15 protein-coding genes are annotated in these 22,730 nt (G+C 70.7%); 9 read left to right on the top strand and 6 right to left on the bottom strand.

What is annotated here, in order from left to right; translation table 11 throughout:
- Window positions 1-55: 55 nt before the first annotated feature.
- Window positions 56-592 carry a hypothetical protein gene (locus KZC50_RS02480; protein ID WP_310890506.1) on the bottom strand — a complete coding sequence of 179 codons (537 nt, stop codon included), beginning with the start codon at window positions 590-592 and terminating at the stop codon, window positions 56-58.
- 69 nt (window positions 593-661) lie between these two features.
- Between KZC50_RS02480 and KZC50_RS02475 the strand changes: the two genes are divergently transcribed.
- A complete protein-coding gene (locus KZC50_RS02475; protein ID WP_310890505.1) occupies window positions 662-1,303 on the top strand; it encodes a 2-phosphosulfolactate phosphatase in 642 nt (213 codons plus the stop codon).
- On the opposite strand, the gene KZC50_RS02470 is transcribed toward KZC50_RS02475, so the two are convergent.
- The 3 genes from KZC50_RS02470 to KZC50_RS02460 all read right to left on the bottom strand — a co-directional run bounded on the left by KZC50_RS02470 (window position 1,290) and on the right by KZC50_RS02460 (window position 3,289).
- A complete protein-coding gene (locus tag KZC50_RS02470; RefSeq protein WP_236967944.1) occupies window positions 1,290-1,778 on the bottom strand; it encodes a SprT-like domain-containing protein in 489 nt (162 codons plus the stop codon). The genes KZC50_RS02475 and KZC50_RS02470 overlap by 14 nt on opposite strands.
- Before the next feature lie 34 nt (window positions 1,779-1,812).
- Window positions 1,813-2,352 carry a hypothetical protein gene (locus KZC50_RS02465; protein WP_053546399.1) on the bottom strand — a complete coding sequence of 180 codons (540 nt, stop codon included), beginning with the start codon at window positions 2,350-2,352 and terminating at the stop codon, window positions 1,813-1,815.
- Between the two features lie 76 nt (window positions 2,353-2,428).
- Window positions 2,429-3,289: a spermidine synthase gene (locus tag KZC50_RS02460; RefSeq protein ID WP_310890504.1), complete on the bottom strand. Its 861-nt coding sequence runs from the start codon at window positions 3,287-3,289 to the stop codon at window positions 2,429-2,431.
- 52 nt (window positions 3,290-3,341) lie between these two features.
- On the opposite strand from KZC50_RS02460, the gene KZC50_RS02455 reads away from it, so the two are divergent.
- The 4 genes from KZC50_RS02455 to rpoC all read left to right on the top strand — a co-directional run bounded on the left by KZC50_RS02455 (window position 3,342) and on the right by rpoC (window position 13,352).
- Window positions 3,342-4,097: a 5-oxoprolinase subunit PxpA gene (locus tag KZC50_RS02455; RefSeq protein ID WP_310890503.1), complete on the top strand. Its 756-nt coding sequence runs from the start codon at window positions 3,342-3,344 to the stop codon at window positions 4,095-4,097.
- Window positions 4,094-5,683, top strand: a complete 1,590-nt coding sequence (locus KZC50_RS02450) for a 5-oxoprolinase subunit B/C family protein (protein WP_310890502.1) — start codon at window positions 4,094-4,096, stop codon at window positions 5,681-5,683. Before KZC50_RS02455 ends, KZC50_RS02450 begins: the two co-directional genes overlap by 4 nt.
- 249 nt (window positions 5,684-5,932) lie before the next feature.
- Window positions 5,933-9,430, top strand: coding sequence for a DNA-directed RNA polymerase subunit beta (gene rpoB, locus KZC50_RS02445; protein ID WP_310890501.1), 3,498 nt, complete (start codon window positions 5,933-5,935; stop codon window positions 9,428-9,430).
- Between the two features lie 46 nt (window positions 9,431-9,476).
- Complete coding sequence (gene rpoC, locus KZC50_RS02440; RefSeq protein ID WP_310890500.1) at window positions 9,477-13,352, top strand: DNA-directed RNA polymerase subunit beta'; 3,876 nt, start codon at window positions 9,477-9,479, stop codon at window positions 13,350-13,352.
- Between the two features lie 408 nt (window positions 13,353-13,760).
- Here the strand turns inward: rpoC and KZC50_RS02435 are convergent, their stop codons facing one another.
- A complete protein-coding gene (locus KZC50_RS02435) occupies window positions 13,761-18,740 on the bottom strand; it encodes an ExeM/NucH family extracellular endonuclease (RefSeq protein WP_310890499.1) in 4,980 nt (1,659 codons plus the stop codon).
- A gap of 279 nt (window positions 18,741-19,019) precedes the next feature.
- Between KZC50_RS02435 and KZC50_RS02430 the strand changes: the two genes are divergently transcribed.
- The gene (locus tag KZC50_RS02430) at window positions 19,020-19,652 is read left to right on the top strand and encodes a hypothetical protein (RefSeq protein ID WP_310890498.1); all 633 of its coding nucleotides are present in this window, start codon (window positions 19,020-19,022) and stop codon (window positions 19,650-19,652) included.
- 21 nt (window positions 19,653-19,673) lie between these two features.
- Here the strand turns inward: KZC50_RS02430 and KZC50_RS02425 are convergent, their stop codons facing one another.
- The gene (locus KZC50_RS02425; protein WP_236967950.1) at window positions 19,674-20,261 is read right to left on the bottom strand and encodes a hypothetical protein; all 588 of its coding nucleotides are present in this window, start codon (window positions 20,259-20,261) and stop codon (window positions 19,674-19,676) included.
- Window positions 20,262-20,395: 134 nt separating this feature from the next.
- Between KZC50_RS02425 and KZC50_RS02420 the strand changes: the two genes are divergently transcribed.
- Genes KZC50_RS02420 through KZC50_RS02410 form a run of 3 tightly spaced genes read left to right on the top strand, consistent with a single transcriptional unit; the run spans window position 20,396 to window position 22,687 of the window.
- A complete protein-coding gene (locus tag KZC50_RS02420) occupies window positions 20,396-21,481 on the top strand; it encodes an ABC transporter (protein WP_236967951.1) in 1,086 nt (361 codons plus the stop codon).
- 38 nt (window positions 21,482-21,519) lie between these two features.
- Complete coding sequence (locus KZC50_RS02415; RefSeq protein ID WP_301132073.1) at window positions 21,520-21,975, top strand: DUF6121 family protein; 456 nt, start codon at window positions 21,520-21,522, stop codon at window positions 21,973-21,975.
- A 58-nt stretch (window positions 21,976-22,033) separates the two neighbouring features.
- Entirely contained in the window at window positions 22,034-22,687 is a 654-nt protein-coding gene (locus KZC50_RS02410) for a spermidine/putrescine ABC transporter substrate-binding protein (protein WP_236968189.1), read from the top strand.
- Window positions 22,688-22,730: the final 43 nt, after the last annotated feature.

The raw sequence follows: 22,730 nt of genomic DNA, 5'->3' as shown, positions 1-22,730 counted from the left end.
CGCGTCCCCCGTCGGGAGGCGGCCACGACCGCCACGCGAACGCAGATCGGAGGCGTCAGCCCTCGTCGTCGGCGGATGCCTCGTCGCTCGCCCGATCGGATGCCGGGTCGTGGGCCCAGGTCGGGGCGAGGGCGCGGATCCGCGCGCCGCGCCACTGCCACACCGTCCACAGCATGGGCCACAGGGCGGGGGCCGCGGCCCCGCCGATCACGAGACGATCGCGCCAGAGGGCCTGATCGGGACGACCGGGCACCGGCGACACCGCCATCTGGTGATCCCACACGTCCAGCGCCGCGAGCGGCCCGGTCAGCGGGATGCCGCTGTCGCGGAAGATCCGCACCCGGCCCGCGGGTTCGTCGACGACGCGCTCCGAGGCGTGGATCAGCTGCCGGCCGAGCGGGATCGCCCCGAGGGCGGTCAACTGCACCGGGATGTCGTCGCCGGGCGAGAAGGTGGTCGGCAGACCCTCAGGGGCCATCGGCTCCATGTCGACCATGGGCCCGTACAGCTCCGACACCGCTCGGGGGGAATGCAGCGCCCGCCAGGCGGCATCCGGATCGCAGTCGATGGTGAACTTCAGCAGCACCCGCATGCGCTCAGTCTGTCATCCGGCGTCATCGTGAGGACCCGCTGGCGGCGAGGGGGATCGTAAGGTATCGGGGTGTCGTCATCGTTCGATCAGCATCGCTACCAGGTCCGCTTCGACTGGGGGGTCGCCGGGCTCTCACGGCTCGCCCCGGCCGACCTCGTCGTCGTCGTCGACGTCCTCGGCGCCGGCACCGCGGCCTCCGACGCGCTCGAGGCCGGATCGCCCCTCGCGCACGCCGCGCTCGATCAGCGCTTCCCGGATGCCGCGGCCGTGGTGCGCGCCGCCGTCGACGCCGGCTCGGGGGTGCTGCTCGGCAGCCTTCGCACCGCGCGCGCGGTCGCCGAGGCCGTGGCCGCCGTGCAGCGGGCCCGCGGCGAGCGCACCAGCGTGTCGCTGATCGCGGTCGGTGAGGCGACGCCTGCGGGCGGCATCCGCTTCGCCGTCGAGGACGAACTCGGCGCCGGCGCGATCATCGACGCCCTCGCGGCCTTCGGCATCGACCACACCTCGCCCGAGGCGGCCGCCGCGTGCGCGGCCTTCCAGGGGCTGCGTCCGGCCGTCCGGCACCTGCTGACCGCCGCCGGATCGGGTCAGCAGCTCATCGCGGACGGCGCGCGCGACGACGCGATTGCCGCGGCGATGGTGGATGCCGCATCCGCCGCACCGCGCCTGATCGACGGAACCTTCTCCGCCGCCGCGATCAGCGGGGAGTGAGGGCCGCGTCGCGTGCCGCGCGGGTGATCTCCCGCCGCGTCCACGTGAACGCGTGCGCCGGGTCGAAGCGCGGAGCGCACTTCGCGCAGGAGGTCGGCCGGCTCGCCCGACGGTGACGGTACGCGACGTGACCGGCGGGGCACACCCCGACCCAGGGGGCGAGCTCGACGGCGGTCTCGCCGTGGTGCGTCGTGCCCCCGACGTAGCCGAGATCGCGCGCCACCCTCTTCCATTGCGGACCGTGACCCGCCTGCGGGCCTGCGAGGGCGTGCGCGACCTCGTGCAGGAGGGTCTGGTGGTTCTCGTCGTCGCTGTAGCGGGCGGCGAGGTAGCGCGAGACGCTGATGCGACGCGCGCGGTAATCGCAGAGCCCCGCGCGGCGCTTGGCGTTGTCGAACCCGAACGTCCAGCTCTCATCGAGATGGAGGGCGATCAGAGCGTGCGCCCATCCGCGCACACGATGCAGTTCCGACATGGGGGAAGGCTAGATCCGGCCTCGGACACCGGGCTCAGCTGGCGACGGAACCGGCGACCGCCCCGACCACGCGGCGGCGGTCGGCGGCGTCGATGGCGAGCAGCGTCGACTCCAGCTGGTCGTCGGGGACGCCGGACTCCTGGCGGAGGAACAGTGCGCTCTTGAAGTCGCGACGGGCGCTGTCGTAGTCGCCCTCGTCGTAGTGGACCTTGCCGCGGTGCTGGTAGGCGAAGGCGGCGATCGCCGACCAGCCCTGACCTTCGGCCTCGTCGGCGCACGCGGTGAGCTCCTGCTCGGCGGCCGCGTACGCGCGGAGCGCCTGCAGCACGGTGGCGTGCAGGATCCGGGCGCGCAACAGGTCTTTGCGGGTGCCGGCCATGCGGGCGACGCGGACCGACTGGTCCGAGATCGACAGGGCGTCCTCGGGCCGGCCGAGCACCTTCAGCAGCCACACGCGCTCGAGCAGCGCCGGAAGGCTCCGCTGCTCCCCGATCTCCTCGAGACGCTCGCTGCAGTGACGCGGATCGACGATCTCGCGGAGGGTGTCGGGGTCGTATCCCTGGATGTAGCTCACGATGCACTCCTCCCGTTCGATCGGCCCCCACCAGTGTGCAACGCCGGTCGTCGAACGCCGGTCTTGCCACGCCGGGTCAGCGCTCGAAGAGCGACGACGACGGCTTGGGCGAGGCCGTCGCCGAGGCATCCGTGGCGATGCGGCCGGCCCGCGCGAACTCCGCGACCTCCGCTCCCTCGGCGATCTTCGCGGGGTGCGGGCCCGCCGCGAGCAGACGCGGCAGCCAGGCGGTCGGGAGCGGCCGAGCGGATGCCGCGACCACGAGGTTGCCGAAGCGCCGGCCCTTCAGCACCTGCACCTCCGCGAGGACGATGACATGGTCGAGCACGTGCGCGATCGTCGCCACCTGGCCGCGGGCGAATTCCAGACCCGCCCCGTCGGCGACGTTGACCAGCAGGACGCCGTCGGGGGCGAGGAGCTCCGCGGCCTCCCGGTAGAACTCCACGGTGGTGAGGTGCGCGGGAGTCTGCGCGCCGGAGTACACGTCCGAGACGACCAGATCGGCCTGCCCCCGCATGCTCGCGGGAAGGCGGGCGAGGCCCGCCCGCGCATCGCCGATCCGCACGCGCACCGAGGCGCCGCGGGGGAGCGGCAGTTCCTCGCGCACGAGGTCCCAGAGCTCCGCCTCCAGCTCGATGACCTGCTGGCGCGAGCCCGGCCGGGTCGCCTCGACGTACCGCGGCAGGGTCAGCGCCCCCGCCCCCAGGTGCACCGCGGTGAGCGGCTGCCCCGGCATCCGGAGCTGGTCGATGACCGCCCCCATGCGGGCGACGTACTCGAAGTGCAGGTGCGTCGGGTCGTCGAGGTCGACGTGGGACTGCGGGGTGCCGTCGACGTCGAGCTCGAAGCCGCCGGCATAGGCCGAGGGGATCACCCGCGCGAGCGTGCCGTCGCCGAGACGCCGTGACGGCGTCGGCTGCTCCCGCGTGCGTCCCATGTGCTCCACGGTAGTCGGCGCCGCCGACCGGCCGCGGGGATACCGTGGACGCATGGCCGTCATCGACCTGAACGCCGACCTCGGCGAGACGATCGCGGGGGTGCCCACCGCCGACGACGAGGCACTGTTCGCCGTCGTGTCCAGCGCCAGCGTCGCGTGCGGCGGGCACGCCGGGGATGCCGCATCGATGCGCGCCTCCGTCGACCGCGCCACCCGGTTCGGCGTCGCCGTCGGCGCGCACCCCTCGTACGCCGATCCGGAGAACTTCGGTCGCGTGGCCCTCCGGGTCCCGGCCGACGAGCTCGAGCGCAGCATCGGGTCGCAACTGGACGCGCTCATCGCCGCCGGCGCCGACCTCCGCTACGTCAAGCCGCACGGCGCGCTCTACCACGCCGTGCGCGCCGACCCCGCGCAGGCGGGCGCCCTGGCCCGTGCCGTCGTGGAACGCGCCGAGCGCATCGGTCGGGCGCTGCCGCTCCTGGGCCTGCCGGGCGCGGTGTCCGACGCCGCCGCCGCGCACGGCCTGCCGTTCCTCGCCGAGGCGTTCCTCGACCGCGCCTACCGCCCCGACGGCGCCCTCGTCGCACGCGGCGAACCCGGCGCCGTGCTGCACGATCCGGCCGAGGTCGCTGCGCGCGCCGTCCGGCTCGCGCAGGAGGGCACGGTGATCGCCGTCGACGGCGGCGTCCTCGAGACCGGCGCCGTGTCGCTGTGCCTCCACGGCGATTCGCCCGCCGCCCTCGCGATGGCGCGCGCCGTGCGGGCGGCCCTCGACGCGGCCGGGGTGAGCGTGCGGGCGCCGTGGTGAGCGGCGCGACCCCGTCCGAGGCGGCCGGAACGGATGCCGGCCTCCTCCTCGCCGCCCGTCCGATGGGCGAGGCCGCCGTGCTCCTCGACGTCGCACCCGGCGGCGTGGGGGAGCTCCTCGCGCGGCTCCAGGCGACGCCGCCCGACGGCGTGCTCGATCTCGTCCCGGCGGCGCGGACGCTGCTCGTCCAGGTCGATCCGCGCGTCCTGCCGCTCGCGCACGCCGCGCGGTGGGCGCGCTCGGCCGCGGCATCCGTCATCCCTCCCGAGGAGGGAGGCGACGCGCCGGCGGTCGACCTGGACGTCGTGTACGACGGCGGGGACCTCGCCGAGACGGCGCGGCTGCTCGGGCTGAGCCCCGAGGCGCTCGTCGCCCGTCACCGCGATGCGCGATGGCGGGTCGCCTTCACGGGGTTCGCACCGGGCTTCGGCTACCTCGAGAGCGCGGACTGGCCCTTCGACGTCCCGCGCCTGGACACCCCGCGCACCCGCGTGCCGGCCGGAGCGGTCGGCCTCGCGGCGGGCTTCACCGGCGCCTACCCGCGGGCGACGCCGGGCGGCTGGCGGCTGATCGCGCGGACCTCCGCCGCGCTGTTCGACCCGTTCGCGGATCCGCCCGCCCTTCTCGCGCCGGGGCGGCGGGTGCGCTTCCGCGAGGTCGAGGCTCTCCCCGTCGTGCGGACAGCGGGTACGCCGGTTCCGCGGGGCGCGGCGGCCCGCGCGGACATCCGCGTCACCCGCGCCGGCATCCTCTCCACGGTCCAGGATGCCGGGCGGCCCGGCCGCGCGAGCATCGGCGTCTCGGTGTCCGGAGCCGCAGATCGGGGTGCGCTGCGTCTGGCGAACCGTCTCGTCGGCAATCCCCCGGACGCGGCGGGCTTGGAGGTGACCCTCGGCGGCTTCCGCGCCGTCGCCGCGCGCGACGTCTGGGTGGCGGTCACCGGTGCCGGACGCGCGCTCTCGATCGACGGACACGCCTGCGACCCCGCCGCCGCGCACGCCTGGCCCGCGGGGACGACGCTCGAGATCGCGCCCCTCACCGCCGGGGTGCGGGCCTACCTCGCCGTCCGCGGCGGCATCGCGGTGCCGCCCGTCCTGGGCTCCTCCGCCACCGACACGCTCTCCGGCCTCGGGCCCGCCGCGCTCGCCGACGGCGACGTCCTGGCGCTCGACACCGAGCCGGAGTCGCCCATCCCGGTCGCCGAGGTGATGCCCTTCGACACCCGAGCCGGCGACGACCTCGTCGTCGAGGTCCACCCCGGACCCCGCGCGGACTGGTTCACCGCGGCGGCGCAGGAGGCCCTCTACGCGGAGGTGTTCACCGTCACCGCCGACACCGACCGCGTCGGCATCCGCCTCGTCGGACCCGCCCTCACGCGCGCCGTCACCGGCGAGCTGCCGAGCGAGCCGATGGTCCCCGGCGCCCTGCAGGTCCCGCCCGGAGGCCGCGTGGTGGTGCTCGGGCGCGACGGACCGGTCACGGGCGGATATCCGGTCATCGCCGTGGCGACGGATGCCGGGCTCGACGCGCTGGGTCAGGCGCGGCCCGGGACCAGGGTGCGTTTCCGCCACGCGCGAGGGGGATGACCGCCGGCGCGCGCGGAGTTATACCGCAGCATCCGGTCCTTTTCAAGGATCCCGCTGGACATGGCGCGTCGCGCGACGTATAGTGGGTCTTTGCGCTCTTGGATTCCCCCTGCCCTCATATGGTGGTCGGCGGTGCTTGCGTGCCCGTGCCTTGCGGCACGGCGTGACGCGCGGGTTTTCGGGGAATGATCGAGCACTCCACCTGACGACAAGGAAACGAGCCCTCTCGGGCCCACGGAGGTAATCCCCTTGGTTGCTGCGCCCAACGCATCCACCCCTGCCACCACCCTCAAGAACGGACGCGGAGCTTCCCGCCTCTCGTTCGCCAAGATCTCCGACACGTTGACGGTCCCCGACCTCCTCGCGCTGCAGACCGAGTCCTTCGACTGGCTCGTCGGCAACGAGTCCTGGAAGGCTCGCGTCGAAGAGGCGAAGGCCGCCGGCCGCACCGATGTCCCCGAGATCAGCGGACTGGAGGAGATCTTCGAGGAGATCTCCCCGATCGAGGACCTGAGCGAGACCATGCAGCTCTCGTTCACGAACCCCTACCTCGAGCCCGAGAAGTACTCCATCGAGGAGTGCAAGGAGCGCGGCAAGACCTACGCCGCCCCGCTCTACGTCGAGGCCGAGTTCATGAACCACCAGACCGGTGAGATCAAGACGCAGACGGTCTTCATGGGCGACTTCCCGCTCCAGACCGACAAGGGAACCTTCATCATCAACGGCACCGAGCGTGTCGTCGTCTCCCAGCTCGTCCGCTCGCCCGGTGTCTACTTCGACAAGACGCCCGACAAGACCTCCGACAAGGACATCGTCTCGGCGCGCATCATCCCCAGCCGCGGTGCATGGCTCGAGTTCGAGATCGACAAGCGCGACCAGGTCGGCGTGCGCATCGACCGCAAGCGCAAGCAGTCCGTCACCGTGTTCCTCAAGGCCCTGGGCCTCACGAGCGACGACATCCTCGCCGAGTTCGCCGGCTTCGACTCCATCGAGGAGACGCTGTCCAAGGACACCATCCTGAGCAAGGAAGACGCGCTCCGCGACATCTACCGCAAGCTCCGTCCGGGCGAGCAGGTCGCCGCCGAGGCCGCCCGCGCGCTGCTGGACAACTTCTACTTCAACTCCAAGCGCTACGACCTCGCGAAGGTCGGTCGCTACAAGATCAACCAGAAGCTCGGCCTCACCGGCCCGCTGTCCGACTCGGTGCTGACCGTCGAGGACATCGTCGCGACGATCAAGTACCTGGTGCGCCTGCACCGCGGTGACACGACGTTCGACGGCACCCGCGCCGGCAAGCCCGCCGAGATCCGCCTGGACGTCGACGACATCGACAACTTCGGCAACCGTCGCATCCGCGCCGTCGGCGAGCTCATCCAGAACCAGGTCCGCACCGGTCTGTCCCGCATGGAGCGCGTCGTCCGCGAGCGCATGACCACGCAGGACATCGAGGCGATCACCCCGCAGACCCTGATCAACGTCCGTCCCGTCGTGGCGGCGATCAAGGAGTTCTTCGGCACCTCGCAGCTCTCGCAGTTCATGGATCAGAACAACCCGCTCGCGGGCCTGACCCACAAGCGTCGCCTCTCGGCGCTCGGCCCCGGTGGTCTGTCGCGTGAGCGCGCGGGCGTCGAGGTCCGAGACGTCCACCCCTCGCACTACGGCCGCATGTGCCCGATCGAGACCCCGGAAGGCCCGAACATCGGTCTGATCGGCTCGCTCGCGTCCTTCGCGCGCATCAACGCGTTCGGGTTCATCGAGACGCCGTACCGCAAGGTCGTCGACGGCCGGGTCACCGACCAGATCGACTACCTGACCGCCAGCGAAGAGGCCGACTTCATCGTCGCCCAGGCCAACGCCCCCCTGAAGGCCGACGGCCACTTCCAGGAGACCCGCGTCCTCGCCCGCAAGATCGGCGGCGAGGTGGACCTCATCCCCGCCGAGGAGATCGGCTACATGGACGTCTCGCCGCGCCAGATGGTGTCGGTGGCGACCTCGCTCATCCCGTTCCTCGAGCACGACGACGCCAACCGCGCCCTCATGGGTGCGAACATGCAGCGTCAGGCCGTCCCGCTGCTGCGCAGCGAGTCGCCCGTCGTCGGAACCGGTATGGAGGGCTACGCGGCCATCGACGCCGGTGACGTGGTCACCGCCGACAAGGCCGGTGTCGTCCTGGAGGTCTCGGCCGACGTCGTCACCGTCCAGCTCGACGAGGGCGGCACGCAGGAGTACTTCCTCCGCAAGTTCGACCGCTCCAACCAGGGCACGTCCTACAACCAGCGCGTCGTCGTCTCCGCCGGCGACCGCGTCGAGGCCGGCGAGGTCATCGCCGACGGTCCCGCCACCGAGAACGGCGAGCTCGCGCTCGGCAAGAACCTCCTCGTGGCGTTCATGACGTGGGAGGGTCACAACTTCGAAGACGCGATCATCCTCAGCCAGGACCTGGTGAAGGACGACACGCTCTCCTCGATCCACATCGAGGAGTACGAGGTCGACGCCCGCGACACCAAGCTCGGCAAGGAGGAGATCACCCGTGACCTCCCCAACGTCAGCCCCGACCTGCTGAAGGACCTCGACGAGCGCGGCATCATCCGCATCGGCGCCGAGGTCCGTCCCGGCGACATCCTCGTCGGCAAGGTGACCCCGAAGGGCGAGACCGAGCTGTCGGCCGAGGAGCGCCTGCTCCGCGCGATCTTCAACGAGAAGAGCCGCGAAGTCCGCGACACGTCGCTGAAGGTGCCCCACGGTGAGCAGGGCACGATCATCGCGGTCAAGGAGTTCAACGCCGAGGACGGCGACGACGAGCTCGGCTCGGGCGTCAACCGCCGGGTCGTCGTCTACATCGCCCAGAAGCGCAAGATCACCGAGGGCGACAAGCTCGCCGGACGCCACGGCAACAAGGGTGTCATCGCGAAGATCCTCCCCGTCGAGGACATGCCGTTCCTCGCGGACGGCACGCCGGTCCAGGTCATCCTGAACCCGCTCGGCATCCCCGGTCGAATGAACTTCGGCCAGGTGCTCGAACTCCACCTCGGCTGGATCGCCCAGCAGGGCTGGAAGGTCGAAGGCACCCCCGAGTGGGCTGCCAGCCTCCCCGAGGCCGCCCGCGAAGCGGCGCCGGGCACCAAGGTCGCCACCCCGGTGTTCGACGGTGCGTACGAGGACGAGATCGCGGGTCTGCTCGACTCGACGCTCCCCACGCGCGACGGCGAGCGCCTGATCGACCGCTCCGGCAAGACGCTGCTGTTCGACGGCCGCTCCGGCGAGCCGTTCCCCGCGCCCATCTCGGTCGGCTACATGTACATCCTGAAGCTCCACCACCTCGTCGACGACAAGATCCACGCGCGCTCCACGGGTCCCTACTCGATGATCACCCAGCAGCCGCTCGGTGGTAAGGCGCAGTTCGGTGGACAGCGCTTCGGTGAGATGGAGGTGTGGGCGCTCGAGGCATACGGTGCCGCGTACGCCCTCCAGGAGCTCCTGACGATCAAGTCCGACGACATCCTCGGCCGCGTGAAGGTGTACGAGGCGATCGTCAAGGGCGAGAACATCCAGGAGCCCGGCATCCCCGAGTCGTTCAAGGTCCTCATGAAGGAGATGCAGTCGCTCTGCCTGAACGTCGAGGTCCTCTCGGCCGACGGCACCGCGGTCAACCTCCGTGACACGGATGACGACGCGTTCCGCGCTGCGGAAGAGCTCGGCATCAACATCTCCAGCCGCTTCGAGTCCTCGTCGATCGACGAGATCTAAGCCGCCGGGTCCGAAACAGAATTCTTCACAGGAGAACTGAGAACTAGTGCTCGAATCAACTACTTTCGATCAGCTTCGCATCGGCCTGGCCACCGCTGACGACATCCGTCGTTGGTCCTTCGGCGAGGTCAAGAAGCCCGAGACCATCAACTACCGCACGCTGAAGCCGGAGAAGGACGGCCTCTTCGGCGAGCAGATCTTCGGACCCTCCCGCGACTGGGAGTGCGCCTGCGGCAAGTACAAGCGCGTCCGCTTCAAGGGCATCGTCTGCGAGCGCTGCGGCGTGGAGGTCACCAAGAGCTCCGTCCGCCGTGAGCGCATGGGCCACATCGAGCTCGCCGCGCCCGTCACCCACATCTGGTACTTCAAGGGCGTGCCCTCGCGCCTCGGATACCTCCTGGACATGGCGCCGAAGGACCTCGAGAAGGTCATCTACTTCGCCGCGTACATGGTCATCTCCGTCGACGAGGATGCGCGTCACCGCGACCTCGCCACGCAGGAGAACAACATCCGTCTCGAGCTGAAGACCCTCGCCGACCGTCGCGACGCCCGCGTCGCCGCGCGCCTGCAGAAGCTGGAGGACGAGCTCGCCGCCCTGGAGGCGGAGGGCGCCAAGGCCGACCAGAAGAAGAAGGTCAAGGACGCCGCCGAGAAGGAGATGACGTCGATCCGCAAGAACGCGGACGACCAGGTCGCCCGGCTCGAGCGCGTGTGGGAGGAGTTCCGCACGCTCGAGGTCGGCTCGCTCAAGGGCGAGGATGAGATCTTCCACGAGCTGCAGGACCGCTTCGGTCAGTACTTCGAGGCCCACATGGGTGCGGAGTCGATCAAGCGTCGCCTGGAGACCTTCGACCTGCAGGCCGAGGCCGACAGCCTCCACCTGCAGATCTCCGAGGGCAAGGGTCAGCGCAAGATCCGCGCGATCAAGCGCCTGAAGGTCGTCAACTCGTTCCTGCAGACCGGCATGAGCCCGGCATCCATGGTCCTGGACGTCGTCCCGGTCATCCCGCCGGAGCTGCGCCCGATGGTGCAGCTGGACGGTGGCCGCTTCGCGACCAGCGACCTGAACGACCTCTACCGTCGCGTGATCAACCGCAACAACCGTCTTCGTCGTCTGATCGACCTCGGCGCCCCCGAGATCATCGTCAACAACGAGAAGCGGATGCTGCAGGAGGCCGTCGACGCGCTGTTCGACAACGGCCGCCGCGGTCGCCCCGTCACCGGTACCGGCAACCGGGCCCTGAAGTCCCTGAGCGACATGCTCAAGGGAAAGCAGGGTCGCTTCCGCCAGAACCTGCTCGGAAAGCGCGTGGACTACTCGGGCCGTTCGGTCATCGTCGTCGGTCCCCAGCTGAAGCTGCACCAGTGCGGTCTGCCCAAGCAGATGGCGCTCGAGCTCTTCAAGCCGTTCGTCATCAAGCGCCTGATCGACCTCGGTCACTCGCAGAACATCAAGGCCGCCAAGCGCGCCGTCGAGCGTACGCGTCCCGAGGTGTGGGACGTGCTCGAGGAGATCATCCGCGAGCGTCCGGTTCTGCTGAACCGTGCGCCCACGCTCCACCGTCTGGGCATCCAGGCGTTCGAGCCGCAGCTCGTCGAGGGCAAGGCCATCCAGCTCCACCCGCTCGTCTGCGCGGCGTTCAACGCCGACTTCGACGGTGACCAGATGGCCGTCCACCTGCCGCTGTCCGTCGAGGCCCAGGCCGAGGCCCGCATCCTGATGCTCGCCTCGAACAACATCCTGAAGCCGTCCGACGGCCGCCCGGTCACCCTGCCCTCGCAGGACATGATCATCGGCCTGCACCACCTGACCACGGTCAAGGAAGGTGCGACCGGTGAGGGCCGCGTGTTCGGTTCGGTCTCCGAGGCGATCCTGGCCAAGGACGAGGGCACCCTCGACCTGCAGGCCAAGGTCCGCATCCGCGTTCCGGGGCTCACCTTCCTCGAGGGCGATGCCCCCGAAGGCTACGAGCGCCACGGCCTCCTGGACGCCTCGCTCGGCCAGGCGATCTTCAACGACGCGCTGCCCAAGGGCTACCCGTTCGTCCGCGAGCAGGCCGACAAGGGCAAGCTCAGCCAGATCGTCAACAAGCTGGCCGAGGAGTACCCCAAGGTCGAGGTCGCGGCGACGCTGGACCGCATCAAGGACGCCGGCTTCTACTGGGCCACCCGTTCGGGTGTCACGGTGGCGCTGAGCGACATCCTGACCCCGCCGAACAAGGCGGAGATCGTCGCGGGCTACGAGAAGCAGGCCGCGAAGGTCCAGGGCCAGTTCGAGAAGGGTCTCACCACCGACGCCGAGCGTCGTCAGGAGCTCATCAAGATCTGGACCGCCGCCACCGACGAGGTCCAGAAGGCGATGCGCGCCAACTTCCCCGAGGACAACACCATCAACCGCATGGTGTCCTCCGGTGCGCGTGGTAACTGGCTGCAGATCCGGAACATCGCCGGTATGCGAGGCCTGGTGAACAACCCCAAGGGTGAGATCATCCCCCGCCCGATCATCTCCTCGTACCGCGAGGGTCTGTCGGTCGCGGAGTACTTCATCGCCACCCACGGTGCCCGTAAGGGTCTGGCCGACACCGCCCTCCGTACCGCCGACTCGGGCTACCTGACCCGTCGTCTGGTGGACGTCTCGCAGGATGTCATCATCCGCGAGGAGGACTGCGGCACGACCAAGGGTCTCGAGCTGCCGATCGCGGCGCCCGGTGCCGACGGCGAGCTCATCAAGGACGCCAACGTCGAGAACTCGGTGTTCGCGCGTACCCTGTCGGCGGATGTCGTCAACCCGGCCGGCGAGGTCGTCGCCGAAGCCGGTGACGACGTCGGCGACGTGCTGATCAACCGTCTGGTGGAGTCGGGTGTCGAGAGCATCAAGGTGCGCTCGGTCCTCACCTGCGACTCGGCCGTCGGCGTCTGCGCGAAGTGCTACGGCCGTTCGCTGGCCACCGGCAAGATCGTCGACATCGGCGAGGCCGTCGGCATCATCGCGGCCCAGTCGATCGGTGAGCCCGGTACCCAGCTGACGATGCGTACCTTCCACACCGGTGGTTCGGCATCCGCGGATGACATCACGCAGGGTCTTCCCCGTGTGCAGGAGCTGTTCGAGGCGCGTACCCCCAAGGGTGCCTCGCCGATCGCGGAGGCCGACGGCCGCATCACGATCGACGAGACCGACAAGAGCAAGAAGGTCATCCTCACGCCCGACAACGGCGACGAGCCGCACGTCTACCCCGTGCTCAAGCGCGCGACGCTGCTGGTCGAGGACGGCCAGCACGTCACGGTCGGCCAGCCCATCCTGGTCGGCACGCTCGACCCCAAGGAGGTCATGCGTGTCATGGGTGCCCGCGAGGTGCAGAAGTACCTCGTCGGCGGCGTGCAGGGCGTCTACCGCTCGCAGGGTGTGCCGATCCACGACAAGCACATCGAGGTCATCGTGCGCCAGATGCTGCGGAAGGTCACCGTGGTCGACCACGCCGACACGACGTTGCTCCCGGGTGAGCTGGTGGACTTCAAGCGCTACCAGCAGATCAACCGCGAGGCCGTCGGCGAGGGCAAGCGCCCCGCGTCGGGTCGTCCGGAGCTGATGGGTATCACCAAGGCGTCGCTCGCGACGGAGTCGTGGCTGTCGGCCGCCTCCTTCCAGGAGACGACCCGCGTGCTCACCCAGGCGGCGATGGAGGGCAAGAGCGACCCCCTGGTCGGCCTCAAGGAGAACGTCATCATCGGAAAGCTCATCCCCGCCGGAACCGGACTTGCGAAGTACCGCAACGTCACGGTCGAGGCGACGGAGGAGGCCAAGAGCGAGCGGTACCCCAACCGCATCTTCGCCTCGGACGGCGCGTACAGCGACGCCGACCTGAGCTATGTCGACTTCGACAGCTTCTCCACGGACGACTTCACCCCGGGCACCTACAACTGACCTGAGGCACGTCCCGAAGGGCCCCGGCTTTCGCCGGGGCCCTTCGTCGTTCCCGCCCGGAGTTCGGCCCGCCCCGCGGGCCGAACTCCTCCGATCCGGCGCGGTGGGTGCCTGTGGGGCCGCTTCCAAGCCTTTCGGGGCCGGATTTGAGGAGTTAGGCCCGGCCAGGGCTGCCGAGGTCCCAGGGTCTGGCGCCGGGCAGGCGGGCGACCCGGTTCCGCGAGACGCGTCCGCCCCGGCGTACCGAACTCCTCTGATTCGGGGGGTGCGGGGGCCTGTGGGGCCGGCTCCGGGTCCTGTGGGGCCGGATTGGAGGAGTTCGGTTCACCCGGCGGCGGGGAGGGTGAGCGCGGCGGGAACGACGAAGCGCCGGCGGATCGAGATCCGCCGGCGCTTCGTCGTGGGGTGTTAGGCCCGCTGGCGTCGGATGCTGCCGATGCGGAGCGCGGCTCCCGCCCCGATCATCAGCATCACGGCCAGCCACAGGCCGGTCAGGTCACCGGGCTCGCCACCGGTGACCGCGAGGCCACCGGTCTGTCCGCCGGTGGCGGGCTGTCCGCCCGCGGCGGGGATGTCGAGGTCGTACCAGACCAGGACGTCGCCCTCGGCATCCAGGATCACCAGGCGGTGCTCACCCGACACGTCGTTCGGGAGCGTCACCGAGATGGTGCCGTCCGCCTGCACGAGGTGCCAGCCGCCGAGCTGCTGCGGCGTGGAGTACAGCCACGCGGTGACCCACTGGCCGGCGTACTGCTCACCCACCAGCACGGTGACGGTGCCTCCGGGGACGACGTCACCGCTGATGCCGGCGTTCGAACCCTGGAGGGCCGGGGTCAGCTCCTCGACACCGGGAGCAGTCGGCGTGGTCGCCGGCGGCTCGGTGCCCTCGCCGGGCTCCTCCGGGTCGACCGGCTCCAGGATGTCGCGGACCGCGAGCGACAGGCGCACCTCGGTGCCGCTGTCGGGCGCCGTGAGCACCACGGTGGTCGCCGCGGGGGCGTCCAGCGGGATGGTCATCGTCACCGTCGCCGCACCGTTCGTCACCGCAACCGGCGCGAAGGTCGCCGCGCTTCCCTCCACGCTCGGCACGAGCGTGGTGTTGGCGGGGCTTCCGAGCGACGTCAGGTCGAGACCCGAGACCTGGAACGAGACGTCGGTGAGACGCTCGGCGGTTGCGGGGACTCCGGTCACCTGCACGCCCCGCGAGGCGTGGTCCGGGGTCAGCGGCGAGTTGGTGCGGATGTACTCGATCCACGCGTCACGGTCGACCAGACCCGAGTCGCGGGTGTCCGTTCCCTCACGGAAGGCGGTGAAGTTGTCGCCGCCCTGCAGGAGGAAGTTGAACGAGCCGATGCGGTACTCCCCGGCCGGGTCGATCGGCGCGCCGTCGATCCAGACACCGGTGATGCGCTCACCGCGCGCGGCCCCGGCATCGAACGTGTACGACACGTTCGACGACAGGCCGAGCTGGAGGTAGGAGCGGCTCGAGCCGTCCGGCTGCCACTGCTGCTCGAGCACCTGGATGAACTGCTCCCCGGTCAGGGTCGTCGTCCACAGGTTGTTCACGAAGGGCAGGACCGCGTTGGCCTCGGCGTACGTGATCACGCCGTCCGGCGCGTAGAACAGCTCCGCGCGCAGACCGCCGGGGTTGACGACGCCGATCTCGGCGCCGCCCCGCTCGGGAGCGGAGAGGCTCGACACCAGCGACTCGGCGACGAGGTTTCCGAGAGTGGACTCGCTGGCGCGGTCATCACGGGTTCCTCCGACGTAGACGCCGTCGACGTAGCTGCCGCCGGAGAAGGCGCTGGTGATGTCGGCGGTCACCGATCCGATCGGCTCGTTCCCGATGACAGCGGCCTCCGCGAGGGCGTCGGCGACGATCGCCGACACCTCCGCCACGCGCGGGTACTGCGCGGCAAGCTGCTCATCGGTGGGTGCGTCCGCACCGCCGATGCGCGGGACGTTGCCGGCCTCGTACGAGATCACCGTGCCGTCCGTGGCGTCGAGCTCGAGCACCACCTGGCCGATGAACTCGCCGTAGTTGCCGGTCTGCACGATCGGGCGGGTGGTGTCGGTGCCGGGCACCGGACCGTCCCACACGTACTGCTTGTGGGTGTGACCGGTGAAGATCACGTCCACCGCGGGGGAGGTCTCGGTCACGATCTTCGCGAAGACGCCGCCCGAGGCGACCTCCTCCTCGAGCGTCGAGCCCTCGACCACGCCGTCACCGGCGCCCTCGTGGAACTCGGCGATGATGACGTCCGCGACGCCCTCGAGCTCGGCCGCGACGCGGTTGACCGCGTCGACGGGGTCGCCGAAGTCGATCGTCGCCACCGCGTCCGGGGTGACCAGGGTGCTGGTCTCCTCGGTCACGGTGCCGATGACGGCCACGGTCAGACCGTCGACCTCGAACAGCGCGTACTCGTCGAGCACGGGCTCCTGCGTGCCCTTGGCGTACACGTTCGCGCCGAGGTAGGGGAAGTCCGCGGCGTCCGCGACCCGACCGGTGAGGTCGTCCAGACCCTGGTCGAACTCGTGGTTGCCGACCGCGGATGCCGCCAGCTCGAGCGCGTTCAGAACGTCGAGCGTGGGGACGTCCCCCGCGACCGATGAGGCGAACAGCGAGGCGCCGATGTTGTCGCCGGCGGAGAGGAACAGCGTGTTCTCATCGCCGTGCTCCGCGCGCAGCTGCTCGACGGTCGCGGCGAACTTCACCGTGTTGGCATCGATGCGACCGTGGAAGTCGTTGATGTTCAGCAGGTTGAGGTCGACCGTTCCCGGCTCCTCATCCTCGGGGAAGGCGAGGCCGACGACGACCGGGTCGTGGTCGGAGGAGCGGTAGGGCGAGGCGTCGTAGAGGTTCGTGACGTTGTAGTTGAACCGGCTGTACTCCAGCGCGATCGACTCGGCGGCGTTGATGTTCCAGATGTCGACGCCGGTGACGAGCTCGTCCGCGGCCGGGGAGGCCAGGATGTGGTCGAGCGAGCCGCTCTGGCCGGAGAACGAGTAGGTGTACTTGTCGGTCTTCTCGGCCCCCTGGTTGACGTAGCCGGCCTCGTAGAAGACCTGCATCGGGTCTTCCTGCGTGTACGAGTTGAAGTCGCCGACGAGGAAGACGTAGTCGGTGTCGACGTCGACCTTGAGCTCCTCGGCGAAGTCCACCAGCGCTTCGGCCTGGGCCACGCGCGAGGCGTTGGAGGCGCCCTGCCCGTCGCCCTGGTCGGCGTCGGCGCCCGAGCCCGAGCCCTTCGACTTGAAGTGGTTCACGATCGCGACGAAGACGTCGTCCTCGCCGCCGCCGACGGGTGCGAAGGCCTGAGCGAGCGGGTAGCGGGCGTTCGAGAACGCCGCGTCGCCGTCGATGACCGAGTCGCCGACGAGCTCCACGGCATCCTTCTTGTAGATGAACGCGGTGCGGATGACGTCTTCACCGGACGGAACGGATGCCGGAGACGGCGCAAACGCCCACACATCGTCGCCGAGCGCGGCGTTGAGGGCGTCCACCAGGGTGGACACCGCGACGTCGCGGTCGGTGCCGGAGATGAGGGAGTTCTCGATCTCCTCGATCGAGACCACATCGGCGTCGAGGCCGTTGATCGCCGCGACGATCTTGGCCTGCTGGCGCTCGAGGTTCGCGTCGTCGGCGGCACCGCGCGGGGCGGGGCCGTTGCTGCAGGTGTTCACCGTGACGGGGTTGCCCGCGCGGTCGTTGTAGAACGTGCAGCTCGCACCGGCGGCGATCGCGTCGGCGCCGGTGGTGGTGAAGTAGTTCAGCACGTTGAACCCGGCGATGCGGATGTCGCCACCCACCTCGGCCGGAGCCGCGGTGCGGGTGTTCTCGAACGTCACCGGCTGCACGTCGGCGGCGTTCTCCGCCGTCAGGTGCCGCGTGGGCTGGAAGTTCCACAGGTCGTTGCGGAAGTCCAGCACCACCGGAGCGGTGAAGGTGACGGCCGCGCCCACGCGCACCGGGTCGGTGGTGGAGAGGTAGGTCAGCGGAACCGACTTGTTGGCGTTGCTGTTGAAGTTGATCGAGGCGCCGTCGTCGAGGGTGACCTTGCGGGCGGCGTTGTCGGCGACTGCGGCGTCGTACTCCGGCGAGCCGGGTGCGGCGACCTCGGTCGGGGTCAGCAGCGGCTGCGTGCCCGCGGCGAGACCGATCGAACCGTAGAAGTTGGTCGAGTACACGTCGCTGACGGTGAAGTCGCCCTGCGGGGCGAGCAGCATCGACTCGAGCGTCTCGCGCTCGGCATCCGTGCCGGGCCAGACGACCTCGGCCGGGGTGACCGGCTCGGCGGGTTCGTCGAGCACCGTGACGGCGTCGGCAGAGGTGGGGGAGATCTCGGTCAGACCGTTGAACTCCACGACCGGACCGGTGACCTCGACGTGGTCGCCGATCGCGACCTTCGCGGCCGCGGCGGAGGAGAAGACGTAGATGCCCTCGGAGGCGGTGTGCGTCGCCAGGTCGAGCGGTCCGCCGGTGCCGGGGGTCTGAATGGCGAAGCCGTTGTAGCCGCCGGTGGTGTACGCGGCGGTCACGACACCGCGCGTGGTGACAGTCGATCCGACGAGCGGGCTGGCGGCGCCGGTGCCCTGGATCTCGCGGATGGGGGTCAGCACGGGGGTTCCAGGTTCCGTCGGCTCACCGGTGGGCGTCGGCTCTCCGGTGGGCTCGGGGTCGCCGGTCGGATCCGGGGTCGGCTCCGGGTCGGGCGTGACGGATGCCGAGGCCTGCGGAGTGATCGTGGCCGGGTGGCTGAAGTCCGCGGCGTTGTCACCGGTGTCGACGAAGCCGGTCCGGGCGAGGGAGTTGGGGACGGAGTTGCCACCGGTGACGGGGGCGGCGGCGCCCTCGAAGGTGTTCGCGGTGCCGGTTCCGAGGAGGTCGACGACATTCACGACACCGGCGATGTCGCCGGTGGGAAGGCCGAGGCGCTCGGTGGTCGAGGCGAGCCAGACGACGCCGTTCTCGCCGCCCGGGTTCATCGACCCGGTGATGTCCGGCGTCGGGAGGGCGGCGCCGACGGCGTTCGCGCCGCCGTTGCCGGGCAGACCGATCAGGTAGTAGTCGCGCGCTGCGATCTCGCCGGAGAGGGCGACGGTGTTCGAGGTCGAGGGCTGTGCGCCGGCGGTGCGCGTCGCAGGGCTGTACTGGACCGACCAGCCGTCGAGGCTCTGCGCCACGTCGCTGTCGTTGTAGAGCTCGATGAACTTGCTCGAGTAGGCGGCGTTGGCGCTGCCTCCCTTGAAGTACACCTCGTTGATGAGGACGCGGGAGCCCTCGGCGGCTGCGGCCGGCAGCGGCGCCAGTGTGCCGGCGGCGGCGAGAGCTGCGGCGACGACGGTCGCGAGGAGCGATCGCCTCCCGGAGCGGGGTGGGACGGACATGAATCTCCTCGGTGTCAGAACGCAGGTTTCGGTGACGGCTGAATCAGCGCGATTGTGCGACCGTAGGCTCGCGAAACGCGCGAATTCTTACGCTCATGTGTCCAACAGGTAAAACCGCCGGCGCACGGGCGCATGAGACGCGATCCTAGACACATCGGCACGCGGTGCCGGACCGCCTGTGGATAACTTTCCGCGGCGCGCAGGCTTCCGCGCGCGTGCCGCGCGAGCGGTGCGGGACCCCGCGCGTACCGTGGGAGAGGACGTTCGGGAGGGCGGAAGATGGCGCGGGTCGCGGGACGCAACCGCTGGATCGCGGTGCCGGTCGGCATTCTTTGCGCGGCGGTGGTGGGCGCTCTGGTGTGGCTGGCGGCGCCGATGATCCCGGTCTCCGTCGCCTGGGTGGGAGACACCCTCCGCGACGCGAGCGCCCGGCAGGCGGCTGCTCTCGACCGCGAAGACGGCGAGGTGCGCCGCGCCCTCGCCGAGGGCGGCGTCGACTGCCGCGCGGCCTACCCCGACAGTCTCTGGAGCGAGCTCACGTGGCGCGGCGGGTCGCTGCTCGACCAGAGCACCGACGCCCCGCCGACGGGCGCCGACGCCCTCATCGACGCGCTCGGTCCGGACGTGGTCGTCACATGCGCCTGGAGATCGGATGCCGGGGCCATCACGACCGCGTTCACCCGCGTGGGGGAGGATGCCGCCGGTCTCGTCGACGCGGCGCTGCGCGGTCAGGGCTTCACGTGCGTCCGCGCCGATGACGCGCTCCGCTGCGACCGCGGGAGCGCGGCGGGCGAGGCGGGGGCGAGCGAGCACCACATCGTCCGGGACGGCATGTGGATCGTCACCTCGGCCGACGGTGCATACCCCGAGCAGTTCGACGCCCGGCTGGAGAAGCACATCTGGGGATGGTGACCCGTCCAGGCCTCCGGCCGGTCAGCCCCAGATTCCGGCGATGATCGCCGAGGTGTATCCGGACGGCGCCAGGTTCGAGAACGTCGTGTCGATGAGGATGCCGTCGCGCCAGAAGAGCGTCCGGCCGTCGGTGACGGGATACGTCTCGTTCTCCCACGTCTTCTCGCAGCGGGTCCCGCCCTCGGGCGTGTAGCAGGTGAAGTCCTGCTCGTCGGCGAGGTCGTTGAGGAGATCGAGCGCCGGCCCCCGTGCGAGGCCGCTGATCGTCGTCTGCAGGAACGTCGTGTCGGCGCCCGGGTCTCGCCAGAGGCACACGAGTGATCCGTCGGGACGCGGCCCGGTCGACACACCGGCCTCGGGGTCGTTGAGCGGGATGTCGTCGAGCTGCGAGAGCACGGTCTCGGTGAGCATCGACCGGCAGTCGTCGGGGATCTGCGCGAGCGGAGTCGGGGTGGCGTCGGGGGTGAGGGTCACGATGGGCGTTGGCGTGCCCGACGGCGTCGGGCCGAGCGTCGCGGAATCGTCGGGCTCGGGGGCGCAGGCCGCCAATGACAGGACGACCAGGACGGATGCCGCGGACGCGACGATGCGCGCGGGGAGGGAGTCCATCACCACACCTTAACAAGGTCGTCGTCCCGCGCGGCGCGCCCGACATCCCGCGACGCGGCACGCCTCCGCGGTCCCGGGGGTGCCAGAGGCTACCCTGCAGGAGCGGAACCGAACCCGCGTGAGGAGTGCTTTCGATGAGTGACCCCAAGTCGTCCTACGGCGAGCCGGTCGAGGAGCCGACCCCGGCCGACGGTGACGTCGTCGGTCGCGCCAACGAAGGCCTGGCCGAGGCCGAGGCCGCGGCATCCGCCCCGCCCGCCGTCCACCAGGATCCCGTCCACCACGATCCCGTCGTTTCCGAGGGGGCCGCCGACCCGGCGGACGCGCACATGGCGCACAGCCCCGCGTCGACGGATGCCGCACCCGCCGACTCCGCCCCCGCGGCCGAGCCCGACCCGTGGGATTCGCCGGAGGCCTCGTCGCTGTCGTACGACACGCCTGCCGCCGCACCGGCGGCGACGTCCTCCGCATACGACGACACGACCGCCGCCGCGCCCGTCCACGACTCGTCCGCGGCGACCACGGCCTACGCCACGGACCCGGATCGGGACGCGCCGACGGTCACCGCGAGCGAGCCGGGCTCGGGCTACGGCGCCGCGGGTGCCGCCGCCGGCGTGGGTGCCGGCGCCGCCGCCACGACCGCGTTCGCGCCGCAGCCGATCTTCGTCCAGGCCCCGGAGGCTCCTCGCCCCCGGGGCAATCGCGCCGCCGCCGGGGCGATCGGCCTCCTTGCCGCGCTCGCCTTCGCCGTGCTGTACCTCGGCGCGTGGATCGGGTTCCGCGCGATCGCGGGCGAGGTCAGCGGAGAGAACATCGGCACCGAAGCGCTCGCGATGCTCGGCACGTGGTCCCTCTGGGTTCCCACCGTCGTCTTCTTCGTCGCCTTCTGGCTCCTCGGCGCGATCATCAACCGCGGTCGCTGGGGACAGTGGGTCATCTTCGGTCTGCTCGTGGGCGCCGCCGCCTACGCCGGCCACATCCTCGGCCAGCTCTTCCAGGCGCCGTTCTGGATGCTCACCGCCCGCGAAGGTGCGGCCCTTGCGGAGGAGCAGCTGCTCGCACCGGGTGCGATCGCGGCGTTCATCATCGGCCGCGAGCTGACGATCTGGTTCGGCGCGTGGGTCGCGGCGCGCGGCCGCCGCGTCACCGAGCTGAACGTCGAGGCGCAGCGGGAGTACGAGCGCACGCTCGAGGCAGGACCGCAGCTGGTCCGCGCGTGACCTCCGAACACGACCATGACCGGGGTCAGCCGGGGCCGATGAGCCCTCGGCTGGCCCTGGTTCTGTCGACGGCGACGTTCTTCGCCCTCGCGGTGTTCGCGCTCGGGATGACGAGCCTCCTCCTCGACGCGAGCGTGATCGCCGAGCCCGGGCTCGGCCAGATCCCCGGCATCCTCGCGATGGCGGGGACGACGCTCGCCTTCCTGCTCACCCTCCGCCCGGGGCTCGGTCGTCCCCAGCCGAGCTACGCCTCGGCGCTGTGGACGGCCCTGGCCTGCTTCCTCGCCTACCCCCTCGTGGCGGCGCTCGGCATCCTCATCGTCGGCGGCGAGCTTGGGGTCGCCACCGCGGTCGTCCTCCGTCACGTCACCGGAGCATTCGGGCTCGCGGTCGCGGCATCCGCCCTGCTCGCGGCTGTGGCCGCCATCGCGATGGTGCGCACCCGCGGCGGACGTGCCCAGTGGCCGTGGGAGCGGGAGTCGGACGAGGAGTGAGAGCGCGCCGAAGCCCGGAATCCCGCGGATGACACGCCCGACGGGCTACCGTGGAACGGTGGAGCGCTCGCTCGAGACGCAGGTCAGCCAGGCCGTGGACGCCTGGTTGGCATGGTTGCCGCGCTGGGAACCGGCCACGCACCGCGGACGCGTCGCCCCGTGCCGGCGCTGCTTCGGCTCGCCGGTGCTCTCAGCCGTGGGGCTCGGCGCCGATGTCCCGCACGGCGTGCAGCACGGACTCTCCACGCGCGTGAAGACGATCGTCGACCGCTCGGTCGCGGAATACACCGCTCAGAACCTGCCCATGCTGCAGGCCGAGCTCGACCAGCAGGCAGCCCGCAACCGCGCGCGCACCTACCTCCCCTCCGAAGGGCTCGAGCCCGAGTTCGAGGGATTGCCGTTGGACCCCGAGCCGCAGCCGGGCGCCCCGTTCCTCTTCACCATCGCGGGTCTCGCCGAGGAGGTGGATGCCGCGATCCCGGCCCTCCCGCCGCTTACGGACGAAGCGAAGGCGGCGCTGCGGCAGGAGGTGTCCCTCGCCGACGACTTCGCGAACATGGTCGGCCGGGAGGTGTGCACGATCCTCCTCCACCACCGCGTGCGCGTGCAGGCGGCGGTCACCCAGTACGTCGAGCCCCAGATCGCCGCGATGCTCGACGAGCTCACCCGCTCGCTCGATGCGCCGTTCGACCCGCGCGACCCGCACGCGTGACGGGCCGGTCGCGGCGCGGACGTACCCGCGGGCGCGGTTTGTT

The sequence above is a fragment of the Microbacterium aurantiacum genome (genome assembly GCF_031625015.1).
Classification (GTDB): Bacteria; Actinomycetota; Actinomycetes; order Actinomycetales; family Microbacteriaceae; genus Microbacterium; species Microbacterium aurantiacum.
The sequence above is the reverse complement of the archived record's forward strand: the minus strand, read 5'-3'. Positions and strand labels throughout refer to the sequence as shown.

Excerpts from the sequence above, each read along its gene's own strand:
- KZC50_RS02460 (WP_310890504.1), bottom strand. The coding sequence starts at position 3,289 with ATGGGACGCACGCGGGAGCAGCCGACGCCGTCACGGCGTCTCGGCGAC.
- KZC50_RS02415 (WP_301132073.1), top strand. The coding sequence starts at position 21,520 with ATGAGCCCTCGGCTGGCCCTGGTTCTGTCGACGGCGACGTTCTTCGCC.
- KZC50_RS02470 (WP_236967944.1), bottom strand. The coding sequence starts at position 1,778 with ATGTCGGAACTGCATCGTGTGCGCGGATGGGCGCACGCTCTGATCGCC.
- KZC50_RS02480 (WP_310890506.1), bottom strand. The coding sequence starts at position 592 with ATGCGGGTGCTGCTGAAGTTCACCATCGACTGCGATCCGGATGCCGCC.
- KZC50_RS02435 (WP_310890499.1), bottom strand. The coding sequence starts at position 18,740 with ATGTCCGTCCCACCCCGCTCCGGGAGGCGATCGCTCCTCGCGACCGTC.
- KZC50_RS02425 (WP_236967950.1), bottom strand. The coding sequence starts at position 20,261 with ATGGACTCCCTCCCCGCGCGCATCGTCGCGTCCGCGGCATCCGTCCTG.
- KZC50_RS02420 (WP_236967951.1), top strand. The coding sequence starts at position 20,396 with ATGAGTGACCCCAAGTCGTCCTACGGCGAGCCGGTCGAGGAGCCGACC.
- KZC50_RS02430 (WP_310890498.1), top strand. The coding sequence starts at position 19,020 with ATGGCGCGGGTCGCGGGACGCAACCGCTGGATCGCGGTGCCGGTCGGC.
- KZC50_RS02455 (WP_310890503.1), top strand. The coding sequence starts at position 3,342 with ATGGCCGTCATCGACCTGAACGCCGACCTCGGCGAGACGATCGCGGGG.